Annotated in this window: 12 protein-coding genes and 1 pseudogene; all 13 read left to right on the top strand. The window is 30.1% G+C overall.

Annotation, left to right across the window (positions count from 1 at the left end):
- A partial coding sequence (locus NH286_RS07335; RefSeq protein ID WP_265237932.1) for a DUF1016 domain-containing protein occupies positions 1–242 on the top strand: 242 nt, incomplete at its 5' end.
- Positions 243–347: 105 nt separating this feature from the next.
- The gene (locus NH286_RS07330; RefSeq protein ID WP_265237930.1) at positions 348–1,049 is read left to right on the top strand and encodes a replisome organizer; all 702 of its coding nucleotides are present in this window, start codon (positions 348–350) and stop codon (positions 1,047–1,049) included.
- Between the two features lie 158 nt (positions 1,050–1,207).
- Positions 1,208–1,393, top strand: coding sequence for a transposon-encoded TnpW family protein (locus NH286_RS07325; protein WP_023055639.1), 186 nt, complete (start codon positions 1,208–1,210; stop codon positions 1,391–1,393).
- 11 nt (positions 1,394–1,404) lie between these two features.
- Positions 1,405–2,220 (top strand): annotated as a pseudogene (locus tag NH286_RS07320) (VirD4-like conjugal transfer protein, CD1115 family); the annotation flags it as partial.
- Between the two features lie 151 nt (positions 2,221–2,371).
- Entirely contained in the window at positions 2,372–3,238 is an 867-nt protein-coding gene (locus tag NH286_RS07315; protein ID WP_265237927.1) for an Abi family protein, read from the top strand.
- 190 nt (positions 3,239–3,428) lie between these two features.
- Positions 3,429–3,752, top strand: a complete 324-nt coding sequence (locus NH286_RS07310) for a single-stranded DNA-binding protein (RefSeq protein WP_265237925.1) — start codon at positions 3,429–3,431, stop codon at positions 3,750–3,752.
- Positions 3,753–3,968 (top strand): Maff2 family mobile element protein, encoded by a 216-nt coding sequence (locus NH286_RS07305; protein ID WP_002838961.1) that lies wholly within the window; start codon positions 3,753–3,755, stop codon positions 3,966–3,968.
- A 1-nt stretch (position 3,969) separates the two neighbouring features.
- Positions 3,970–4,833 carry a VirB6/TrbL-like conjugal transfer protein, CD1112 family gene (locus tag NH286_RS07300; protein WP_004838430.1) on the top strand — a complete coding sequence of 288 codons (864 nt, stop codon included), beginning with the start codon at positions 3,970–3,972 and terminating at the stop codon, positions 4,831–4,833.
- A 17-nt stretch (positions 4,834–4,850) separates the two neighbouring features.
- Positions 4,851–5,108, top strand: coding sequence for a hypothetical protein (locus tag NH286_RS07295; protein WP_040551284.1), 258 nt, complete (start codon positions 4,851–4,853; stop codon positions 5,106–5,108).
- The gene (locus tag NH286_RS07290; protein WP_002838958.1) at positions 5,108–5,446 is read left to right on the top strand and encodes a PrgI family protein; all 339 of its coding nucleotides are present in this window, start codon (positions 5,108–5,110) and stop codon (positions 5,444–5,446) included. The genes NH286_RS07295 and NH286_RS07290 overlap by 1 nt, the downstream gene beginning before the upstream one ends.
- Positions 5,443–7,938 (top strand): VirB4-like conjugal transfer ATPase, CD1110 family, encoded by a 2,496-nt coding sequence (locus tag NH286_RS07285; protein ID WP_265237919.1) that lies wholly within the window; start codon positions 5,443–5,445, stop codon positions 7,936–7,938. Before NH286_RS07290 ends, NH286_RS07285 begins: the two co-directional genes overlap by 4 nt.
- Positions 7,910–8,875, top strand: coding sequence for a DNA-methyltransferase (locus tag NH286_RS07280; RefSeq protein ID WP_265237916.1), 966 nt, complete (start codon positions 7,910–7,912; stop codon positions 8,873–8,875). Before NH286_RS07285 ends, NH286_RS07280 begins: the two co-directional genes overlap by 29 nt.
- A 9-nt stretch (positions 8,876–8,884) precedes the next feature.
- The gene (locus NH286_RS07275) at positions 8,885–11,848 is read left to right on the top strand and encodes a C40 family peptidase (RefSeq protein WP_265237914.1); all 2,964 of its coding nucleotides are present in this window, start codon (positions 8,885–8,887) and stop codon (positions 11,846–11,848) included.
- Positions 11,849–11,856 lie beyond the last annotated feature (8 nt).

Genomic DNA, 11,856 nt, shown 5'->3' with positions numbered 1-11,856 from the left:
ATTTTTATGTAACAGCTGTAAATAAGAATATGAAATCAAATAGTGATAATCAAACCATAGGAATACTAATTTGCAGAGATAAAGATAATGTAGTCGCTGAATATTCGCTTGAAAATATCTCACAGCCTATAGGAATAAGTAAGTATGAAATTAGCAAACTACTTGAGCAGGAATATAAAAGTAGCTTACCATCTATTGAAGAAATAGAAGAGTCTATAAAAGAATTAGATTCAGAAAAATAAAATATGAAAATGGCAAATAGTTATTAAATAAATAGCCATATGCACTTACAAAAGGCGGTAGAAGTAAAAACTATCGTCTTTTTATTTGAAGAAAGGTAGGAGAGCATGGCAGATAAAAGAATGTTTTCACTAAAGATAGTGGATAGTGACTTATTTTTGGATATGCCACTAAGTAGTCAATGCCTATATTTTCATTTATCAATGAGAGCAGATGATGATGGTTTTGTAAATAATCCTAAGAAAATCATCAAGATTATCGGAGCTAATGAAGATGACCTGAAAATACTTATTGCCAAAGGTTTTGTGATAGTCTTTGATCAGGGAATTATCGTCATTACTCATTGGAAGATAAATAACTATATTAGAAAAGACAGATATAAGCCAACAATGTATATAGAGCAGAAACAACAGCTTTATCAGACGGAAAATGGAGCATATATTTCAGAAGAAAAAGTTGGTTGTCATCTGGTTAACCAAAGGTTGTCAAGTGGTCAACCCAGTATAGATAAGGGTAGATTAGATAAGGTTAGTATAGATAAGGGGAGAGAAGAACAGTCCACCCCCATATTCTATGGAGAATTCAAAAATGTAAGGTTAAGCAAAGAAGAATATAAAAATCTAAAAGAAAAACTAAACTCACACACAGAAACAATGATAAATAAACTATCAAGATACATGGAAAGCAGAGGTAAGACCTACCAAAACCATTATGCAACAATCTTAAATTGGTATGAAGAAGATAAAGAAAAACTAAGACATCAAGGTGGAAATAAAAAAATGAACTATGATGTAGGCGAATCTTTATAGATAAAAAGAGGTGGAAAGCCACTATTAAAGACTTTAAGTCTAAAAAGGTATAAAAGTATGCCAGATATAATAAAAAGATAAATATGACACTTAAAAGGCGATTAGAAAATTAAAAATCTAATCGCCTTTTTTATTGAAACAAACAGGAGGAAAAATATATGCACGAAAATAAAAATAAACAGAATACAGGAACAAAAACGATAAAGAAAATTGGCAAAGCAACCTATGAGGTTGTTGTTCACTTTAATGAAAATGCAACGGAAACAATGCAAGACAAATTAAAACGCATAATTCTTAGAGAAATGGAGAGAGAAAAACATCAAAAAGCGATAAAAAATGATTAAAAAGTCCTTGACAAGTTGTTACAGGAAAAACTGCCAAATCAATCCTTATATCCTGTGGAGCAAGGCTTGCTCCATTTGATATTCAGGAACTTAGGGACTTAATGAAAGAAGATGAACTGGAGCTTGATACACTTGGAGAAAAGAAAACAGCTTTATTCGTAATAATATCGGATACAGATGATACATTTAACTTTGTAGTATCAATAATGTACTCACAATTATTTAATCTATTATGTGATAAAGCAGATGATGAATATGGCGGAAGACTTCCTGTTCATGTGAGATGCCTACTTGATGAATTCGCAAATATCGGCTTAATTCCTAAATTTGAAAAGCTGATAGCAACTATTAGAAGTAGAGAAATATCAGCTTGTATAATATTACAAGCACAATCACAACTAAAAAGTATCTATAAAGATAATGCAGATACCATAGTTGGCAATTGTGATTCGACGTTATTTTTAGGAGGCAAAGAAAGAACAACATTAAAAGAATTATCTGAAAGCCTAGGCAAAGAAACCATAGACCTATATAACACATCAGAAACAAGATCAAATCAAAAGAGTTTTGGTTTAAACTATCAAAAAACTGGAAAAGAATTAATGAGTCAAGATGAAATAACTGTAATGGATGGTGGGAAATGTATCTACCAATTAAGAGGAGTTAGACCATTTCTTTCAGATAAATTTGACATAACCAAACATAAGAATTATAAGTTCCTTGAAGATTATGATAAGAGAAATATATTTGACATAGAGAAATACCTGCAGAGAAAAGATGAGGTTAAGTTAAAAGAGAGTATGGTAGTTGAAATATTAGATGAATAAATTTAAAATTAGAAGTAAGATAGATATTTAGGAAAGATTAAAAGAAATTACTTGACAAAAAATATTTTATAACATATAATAATTTCAACAGCACCCGACACGCCTCTTAACAATGCGGACCAAGTCGGGTCATTTGATTTTAGGAGAAAAAATGAAAAAAATCCACCAAGAACCGATTAGTATAGAAAATCAAGTAAAAAACTTAATAGACTTAGGACTTTTAGTAAAAGATAAAACTTATGCTAAGAAAATTCTTGGAAGAATATCCTATTACAGGCTGATTAAAGCTTATAGTGTCACATTAAAAAAAGATGGAAGATATATATCAGGAATAAGTTTTGAAGATATTGTAAGTTTATATAAATTTGATAGAGAACTTAGACAACTCATATTTGAAATAATAGAACATATTGAAGTTTCTTTAAGAGCAGTTATCACAAACTATTTTTCTTTAAAATATGGGAATTTTGGTTACAAAGATTTGTCAAATGTGGGAAAATATAAAAACAGATATAAAGAAGCATTAAATGATTTAGAAAGAGAAACAAAAAGAAATAGACGCTCACCCTTTATAAAAAACTTTAAAGACAATTATGAAGGTGGAGAAATTCCACTCTATGCAGTGATAGAAGTAGCAAGTTTTGGAACTTTATCTAAAATGTATAAGAATATGAAAAATGAAGATAAAAGTAAAATTGCAAAAGTCTTTCATACAGACTACCATTACTTTGAATCTTGGATAGAAAATTTTGCCTATATAAGAAATATATGTGCCCATTATGGCAGGCTATATGGAGCAAAGCTTACAAAATCACCAAAGCTATATAAAGAATATTTAAAAAATAATATTTCAAACAATACAATATTTGCTACATTAGTTAATCTTAAAATAGTTTCTGAAGAAGAAAATTACAAAAATTTTTATCATGATCTAACAGTACTAATAGCAAGATATGAAAATATTGAACTAAGACATGTTGGCTTTATAGAAAACTGGAAAGAATTACTAAAACCATAAAATTAAATAGAGAAATTTACACCGAAAAAAACATTTCGGTGTTTTTTTATGCCCAAAGGAGGAAGAATGAAATATATACGAGATGAGCCGAAAAAATAAAATACAGAGAAAAATGAAATATTAATGAATTTGAAGTAGAAGCGATAGAAAAAACTATCGCTTTTTTTATGGAATAGAGGAGATAGAACAAATGGAAAGAGAAATGCTAAATATTAATGGAAATCTAGTAGGAGAAATAAAAACAACTTCAATAGATACAAAGGAAGGAGAAAAAGAGGTAGCTAACTTCACAATAGTTAAAAAGAATAGAGAAGAAGGAAAGGTTAAAAAAGAATATATCTACTGTAATCTCTACGGGGAAAAGGCAAAAAGTGTGAAAGAATTTAAAAGTGGAGAATACATCCATATTTTTGGATATTTTAAGGAAACAAAAAAAGAAGACAAGACATTTAAAAATTTTATAGTAAAGCACATAAATAAAATTGAAAAAGAAGAAAAAGAGGAGGAAATATAAATGGAATTTTTTACACAAGCAGTAAATGTATTAAAAATATTAGTTACAGCAATTGGTGCAGGGCTTGGAGCATGGGGTGTTATCAACCTGATGGAAGGTTATGGGAATGACAACCCTGGTGCTAAATCTCAAGGTATTAAGCAGCTTATGGCTGGAGGGGGAATTGTACTCATAGGTTTAAAACTAATACCGCTATTAGCAAACGTGTTAAAATAAAATGTTTAATATAGTAGATAAGATCAAAGAGTTTTTTTCGGAGATACTTATTGATATGATCAAGGAAAATTTAAGCGGAATGCTCCTTGATATAAATGACAAAGTATCAACGATAGCAAATGAGGTAGGAAAGACTCCGAGTGGATGGAACTCGGAGGTTTTTCACTTCATAAAGTCTATTTCAGAAAATGTTATACTTCCCATAGCAGGTCTTATCATAACGGCTGTACTATGTATTGAATTAATTCAAATGGTAATGAACAAAAATAATATGCATGACACAGATACCTTTGATTTTTTTAAATATATGATAAAAATGTGGATAGCAGTATGGCTTGTATCTCATGCTTTTGACTTTTCTATGGCAGTATTTGATGTGGCACAGAATTTAATAGGAAAGGCAGCAGGTGTGGCAAATGCTAGTGCAAAAGTTTCTCCAGGTGATATAGCTAATATGGTAGATAGCCTAAAAGGAGAGTCAATAGGAAAATTAATGACTATAGTACTAGAGACATCAATTGTAAAGATGATAATTCAAGGGATATCAATACTCATTACAGTTATTCTATACGGCAGGATGATAGAAATATATATTTATACTTCAGTTTGCGCCATACCTTTTGCCACAATGGGCAATAAAGAATGGGGAAGTATTGGAACAAACTATATAAGAGGGCTCTTCGCACTTGGCTTGCAAGGTTTATTCCTACTTATATGCGTAGGAATTTATGCCGTACTTGTTAAGACTTTAAATATATCAGACATACACAAAAGTATTTTTGAATTACTAGGATACACCTTAATACTTGGTATAACTATGATGAAATCAGGAAGTATTGCAAAATCAATTTTAAATGCTCATTAATAAAAAAGGAGAAGATGATGAAAATTAGAAGAAAAAAGGACAAAAAAATCAATCTAAAAACACTTGGAACAATAGGACTCCCAATACTTTTAATAGGGGGATATATTACAAGAGAAATACAAAATAGAATGATTATAAGAAAAATATCGGAAGTTTTAGATAATAGAGAAGAAACGAATGAAAAAGTCTTAGAAATAGCAGTGAATATGGGAAAATCATTAGAAGATCTGAACAGAGAAGACATATATGGCTTTTACTTAGAGGGTTTAGAATAATGGCTTATGTAAATGTCCCAAAGGACTTAACGAAAGTAAAAACAAAGGTAGCTCTAAATCTAACAAAAAGACAATTAATTGGCTTTACAATTGCAGGTCTAATAGGCTTTCCAGTATATTTAATGGTAAAAAAAGTGCTGCCTAATGACCTATCTATGTTAATTATGATAGGTGTGTCTTTTCCTATAATATTTGCAACTCTTTATGAAAAGGACGGGATCTATTTTGAAAAATATTTAAAGTATATTATAGATAAGAAAAGACAGACAAGTATAAGGATATACAAGACAGAATGTATTTATGATATAAAGAAACAAAGAAAGGAAAGGAGTAAATGAATCAAATACAGAAAAAACAACAGAAAAAATTAAATCAAGAAAAAAGAAATTTAAAAAAACAAAAAGAAGATTTAAAAAGCATTAGTATAAGTCAAAAAAAGATGAAAAAAGCAAATATTTCTAAAGAAAAAGGAAAGCCCAAAAAGAAGCTTTCCTTTTTTGGTGGGAAGAAGAAAAAGAGCGTTCAGGAAACAATCCCTTATTTAAGAATGTTGAGAAATGGGATTTGCCAAGTTGAGAAGAACAAATTTAATAAAATGATACGTTTTTTAGATATTAACTACCAGCTTTCAACAGAAGAAGATAAGGAAAGCATATTTAATGAATTTTCAAGTTTTTTAAACTATTTTGATCCAAGTGTTGATATAGAACTTTCATATATTAATCGCATAGGAAAAAATGAAGAAGTAGAAAAAAACATCAATGTTCCGGATAGAAACGATTCATATAATGAAATACGAAAAGAGTACAGGGAAATGCTAAAAAACCAGAGTCAAAAAGGAAATAATGGACTTACTAAATATATGTATATCACCTTTAGCTTACAAGCACAAGATTTAAAAGAGGCAACTACAAGACTTGAAAGAATGGAAATGGATATATTAAATAACTTTAAGCAGATGGGAGTAAAAGCTTATGTATTAAGTGGATATGAAAGGTTGAAGGTCATTCACGATATATTAAATCCAAATAAGAATTTTGTTTTTTCCTTTGAAGACCTAAAATATAGTGGACTATCTACTAAGGATTATATAGTACCAGCATCATTTAACTTTTTATCTCACAATCAATTTAAAATTGGAGAATACTTTGGAGAAGTAAACTTTCTGCAAATTCTAGCACCTGAATTATCAGATAGATTATTATCAGAATTTTTAGGGGTTGAAGAAAATATGATTGTAACATTCCATATAAATTCCATTGATCAAACAGAAGCTATAAAGATGATTAAAAGAAAAATAACGGACTTGGATAAAATGAAAATTGAAGAAAATAAGAAGGCTATAAGATCAGGATATGATATTGATATTCTTCCAAGCGATTTAATTACCTATGGTAATGATGCTAAGAAACTATTGGTAGAACTTCAAAATCATAATGAGAGAATGTTTGTCATAACTATTTTGTTTACAAATATGGAAAAAAGTAGAAAGAAATTGAGTAATATAATCTTTCAACTAAATTCAATAGCAGGTAGGCATAATTGTGTATTGAAAAATCTTAACTATAGACAGGAACAAGGACTAATTTCCTCCCTACCACTTGGAAAAAATGAAATCGAAATAAAAAGAGGACTTACAACTAGCTCTACAGCAGTCTTTATTCCTTTTACAACAGAAGAGTTGTGCTTAGAAGGAGAGAGCTTATACTACGGATTAAATGCTTTAAGTCGTAACATCATTATGACAGATAGAAAGCTTTTAAAGAATCCAAACGGTTTAATACTTGGAACGCCTGGTAGTGGTAAATCTTTTTCGGCTAAAAGAGAAATTACCAATGCTTTTTTAATTACTCAAGATGACATCATTATCTGTGATCCGGAAGGGGAGTATGGAAATTTAACTAAGGCACTAGGTGGAGAAGTTATAAAAATATCGCCAACAAGTAAGGATTATATAAACCCGTTGGATATAAATGTAGACTATGCCGATGAAGACAATCCCTTATCTTTAAAGTCTGATTTTATTCTTTCACTGTTTGAACTTGTAGTAGGAAAGGAAGGGTTAAGTGCAGAAGAAACTTCAGTAATTGATAGATGTCTTCCAATATTATATAAGGATTACTTCGACAATCCCATTTCTGAAAATATGCCGATTTTAGAAGATTTATATAATTTACTTTTAAAACAAGAAGAAAATGTAGGTAAAAAATTAGCGGTAGAAATGGAAATTTATGTCAAAGGCAGCCTCAATGTATTTAACCATAGGACTAATGTAGATACAGGAAATAGAATTCTTTGCTATGACATTAAGGAATTAGGAAAGCAGCTTAGAAAAATAGGTATGTTAATTGTTCAAGATCAAGTGTGGAATAGAGTAACTATTAATAGAAATAAGAAGGAAACCAGATATTACTGTGACGAATTCCATTTGCTTTTAAGAGAAGAACAAACAGCCTCATATTCCATAGAAATTTGGAAGAGATTTAGAAAATGGGGCGGGATTCCAACAGGATTAACACAAAATGTAAAGGACCTTTTAGCCAGTCCCGAAATAGAAAATATATTTGATAATACAGATTTTATCTTAATGCTTAATCAAGCTAGTGGTGATAGGGAAATTTTAGCTAACAAGTTAAATATATCTCTTTATCAGTTATCCTACGTCACAAATTCCAATGAGGGAGAGGGATTACTATTCTACGGAAACACAATAGTACCTTTTGTAGATAGATTTCCTAAAGATACAAAATTGTATAAGTTAATGACAACTAAACCAGAAGAATTAAAGGAAGGGATAGAAATTGATAGACAGAGAGAAGTTAAAAACTAATTATATTATTAATTTAGATGCAATTTCTGCTCTAAAGGAATTTCCAGATAAAACATTTGATTGCTGTATTACATCTCCTCCATATTATGGACTTAGAGATTATAAAGCAGAAGGACAAATTGGAAGAGAAGAAAGTCCGGAGGAATATTTAAATAAATTAATTGAAGTCTTTAGAGAAGTAAAAAGAGTATTAAAAAAAGAAGGAACGCTTTGGGTAGTTATTGGGGATTCTTATGCAGGGACAAGAAGCAAAAAAGAATATAAAGATCCTAAAAACATAGAAGGAAGAAGTGGTCAAAAAGAGTCTATTACAGAAAAACTCAGTGGCTACAAGGCAAAAGACTTAATGGGGATACCTTGGCAACTAGCTTTAAAATTAAGAGAGGACGGTTGGTATTTACGAAGCGATATTATTTGGCATAAGGAAAATGCCATGCCTGAGTCTTGTAGAGATAGACCATCAAGGTCTTATGAACATATCTTCCTACTATCAAAAGCAAGAAAGTATTTCTATAACTTTGACGCTATGAAAGAACCAATAAAAGAAATAAGCAAGAAAAGATATATAAGGGCAAGAGGAAAAAATAATAAGTATTTACAAGAAGGTACAGGAGCTAAAAGACAGAGCATAAATGAAGCAAGAGAGTATGGAGAATATATAGGAGATAATGTCCCTAAGTTTAGAAACAATAGAGATATTTGGACTATTAACACCAGTGCATTTAAAGGAAAACACTATGCGGTATTTCCACCAAAACTGGTAGAACTTTGTATAAAAGCAGGATGTCCTAAAAAAGGCTTGATTCTTGATCCCTTCATGGGTTCAGGAACTGTTGGAATGGTAGCTATTAGGATGGACAGAGAATATATTGGAATCGACATAAACAAAGATTACTGTCAAATAGCTAAAGAAAGGATTGAGAAAAACATGAAATAGGAGGTGTATATGAAAAAGAAAGGGAAAGTAAACCCAAGAGATGTACCAAAGACCAAGCTTATATCAGAAAAGAAAGAAGAAAGTAATGAAAAATTCAGTAATACAGAGAGACCATCAGATTTTTCAAAAAAAGAAATAAATAAAGTAAAAAGCAGGAACAACATAGACAATAATGTTGAAAACTCTAAATATTACTCAGATCATTTGCAAGAAAATAGTCAGAATTTATTCAAAGAAAAAGAAAAGCCAAATAGAGAAAGAAGACAAAGAAAAATCCATGAGGAAAAACTTGCAGAAGCCTCATATCATAGTGAATATCAGCCGGAATATTCGCAACGGCAGCATAGAAAAATGGAAGAAAATGAGGAAAGTAGATATGGTGAATATCACGGGCAAGAAACAGAATATAGGCTAAGTAATTTTAAAGAAGATTTTAATGATGGAGTAATTTCAACTAACTCTAATATAAAAAGTAGCATTTCTTCTCAAAAAAATTGCAAGGGGAATAGTAATTTAAAATTGAAGAAAAACGTTGAGAGTGAAAGTTTTAATGATGTGCCAGTTAAAAAAATAAGGAGATTTAGAAAAGAAGATAAGAATTTTAATAGAGAGGTAAGTTCAACATATGATCCATTATCACAGGACTCAGATAATGATGGTGTCATAGATCGCTATGACATGAACTTTAGTGATAGCAATGTATCCTATAGGGATACAAGAGATGACTATAAGTATTTACAATCTTCTGATGCGCAAAGAAAAAATTGGGATGGTTATTCTATTCTTGGTAAGAAAGGGAAAGAAAGCTTTCAAAAAAACACCTTTAAAAAACTTTATCAATCTCAAAGTCAGTTTAAGGATAAAGGGGAAAAAGCAGAATTAAAATCTTTAAATGGGAAGTTTAGAAGAAAAAATCTATCATATAAGGCAAACGAAGAAGATAAAAAAATAATTCAAGACCTGAATACTAATAAAAAACAAAATAGCAAATATTTCAAAGGCAAAGTTAGAAATTTAGAAGAAAAAAATATGCTAATGGGTAGGGTTTCTAGTGGGAAATTTAGACAGGATAGCCTATCTGAAGGATTTAAAAGTGAATCTGAAAAAAATAAAGATAAATATAATATAAATAAAAAGAATCAAGAAAAAATAGGCACGAAAAAAGAAATCTTAAAACAGGAAAAAAACGTAATAAAAAATGAGAATCTTGAAGTAGAGGAACTTGATTTAAATCATAGTGGAATTTCTAATAAAAACAAGGGAAAGAAAAGACAAATAAAAGACGCTTTTGATAATACTATAAAGAAAAGCAACTTTGATCCAAAGAAAGAATACACCAGGACAAAAAAAGAAGTACAGGATTCTAAAAATGTATCTGAAAAAAATAAGGTAGATACAAAAAATAAAACTAAATTCCATTCTAAAAAAGATAACAAAAGTGAAAAAGATAAGTTTTATAAAAAGGAAGATAAAATATCAAAACTATATGAGAAAAAGAATAAAAAGGAAAAAGAGTTAATTAAGGATAAGAAAAAGTCAAAAAAAGCGGGTTTAGAAAAACCTATTACTTTTGCGAGTGCTATGACGGCAAACTATCTATATAGTGGGAAAGATGATAATGCAGGCGTTAACGCTGCTTATAAGCTTAGTAGAACTACCGAAGTTGTAGGTAGAGAAATTAGCCATTTTAGAAGGAAAAAACCTTTAAAAACTCAAAGAAAAATAAAATCTTTAGAAGGAAAAATTTATAAGAAAGAAAGTAAACTCCTCTTTCAAAGAAATTTTGAAGAATTGAAGAAGACTAAAGCTTATCAAAACTCTAATAAATTGAATCGATTTTTTATGAAAAAGAAGTTTCAGAGAGATTTTAGGAAGAAACACGGGGAAGGTTTAGTAAATAGAATAAAGAAATCTTTCGCTAATATTGGAAAGAAAACATTGGAAGTTTTAAAAAACAAAGGATATAAGCAAATTTTAATTGCCCTTTGTATTTTAGGACTTTTTTTTATGCTATTTCAAGGAATTAGCAATGTTGGCAGTCTTACTTCAGGATTAACAAGTAATGTTATAGCTACAAGCTATCTATCAAAAGAAGAAGTTTTAATGGATATTAATAATGAATTTACAAGTTATGAATATGCATTACAAGATGAAATAGATAGTATTAAAGAAAATTATCCAAATTATGATGAATATCATATAAAAGGAGATTCTGTTGGTCATGACCTACACGAGCTTTTTAGCTATTTAACAGCAAGATATGGAGAGATTAAGTCAGCTGAAGAGATACAAAAGGAATTAAAAAAACTATTTAATCAAATGTATGAGAAAAAATATACTTCAAAGTCTATTACAAAATATGACAGTGAAGGGAATCCATATACCTATGGAATTCTAACATTAACTATAAAAAAGAAAAGTATTGATGAAATAGCAAGAGAAGAATTTGCAAACTATGAAACAAATATGGCTCATTATTTAGCATTACTTGATAGTCAGGGAAATATGAGTGGATATTTTGGATCAAGCTATGGGAACTTGGGAGAGATTATAGACAATCCAAACTTTGGAAATCCCGGTCTTGCTTTTGATTCTGAAACTGCCAAAGCCTTATTTAATGAAGCAGAAAAACATATAGGTAAAAGATATGTGTTTGGAGCAAGTGGACCATCTAACTTTGACTGTTCAGGTTTTGTATGTTGGTCATTTACAAAGTCTGGTGTAAAGAGAATGCCGAGAACTACAGCTTGGCTTATTTATAAAAACTATTGTAATCCAATATCTCCAAGCGAGGCAAAACCTGGGGATATTATTTTCTTTAAAGGCACATATAATTCCGGTACGCCAATTTCTCACGTAGGGATATATGCCGGAAATGGAATGATGCTCCATGCAGGAGATCCTATCCAATATACCAGTATAAACTCAAGATATTGGAAAAATCACTTTTATTCCTTTGGTAGACCAAAATAAGGGGGAAG

Origin of the sequence: Anaerococcus sp. NML200574, from assembly GCF_026131665.1 — a bacterium.
GTDB lineage: Bacteria > Bacillota > Clostridia > Tissierellales > Peptoniphilaceae > Anaerococcus > Anaerococcus kampingae.
This window is presented reverse-complemented; position numbering and strand designations above follow the sequence as displayed.